1 protein-coding gene is annotated in these 515 nt (G+C 35.1%); it reads left to right on the top strand.

From position 1 onward, the window contains the following. The first annotated feature begins 112 nt into the window (after nucleotides 1–112). Nucleotides 113–514 (top strand): IS200/IS605 family transposase, encoded by a 402-nt coding sequence (tnpA, locus tag EVI01_RS13545; RefSeq protein ID WP_010750110.1) that lies wholly within the window; start codon nucleotides 113–115, stop codon nucleotides 512–514. The last annotated feature ends 1 nt before the right edge of the window (nucleotide 515 follow it).

Genomic DNA, 515 nt, shown 5'->3' with positions numbered 1-515 from the left:
TTTCAATGCGAACGTATATAGTTTGTATAATAGCGTTAAACGTTGTATTAAAAGCGAATTAATCAATACATATATCAGGAATTATGAGACAATGTATTGAGAGGTGAGAAATATGGCGAATGTTTATAAAGGACGTGGTTATGTCTATTCTATCCAGTATCATATTGTCTGGTGTGTGAAATACCGACATGATGTACTCACTGGAGAAATAGAGAAATCGGTTAAGAAAATTTTGCATGATATTGCAAGTGAACACGATTTTACTATTTCAGAAATAGAAGCAGATAAAGATCATATCCATCTGTTAATCGAATGTAAACCTCAGCACTATCTACCGAATATGGTAAAGGCGCTAAAAGGCGTATCTGCTCGTAGAATGTTTATTGCACACCCAGAACTCAAATCTAAGTTATGGGGTGGGCACTTATGGAATCCTAGCTACTTTGTAGCAACAGTTTCTGAACAAACAGAAGAGCAAATACGTCAGTACATTCAAAATCAGAAAAAGAAGTGAG

Source organism: Enterococcus villorum (assembly GCF_007990225.1).
In the GTDB taxonomy this organism is placed as follows: Bacteria; Bacillota; Bacilli; order Lactobacillales; family Enterococcaceae; genus Enterococcus_B; species Enterococcus_B villorum.
This window is presented reverse-complemented; position numbering and strand designations above follow the sequence as displayed.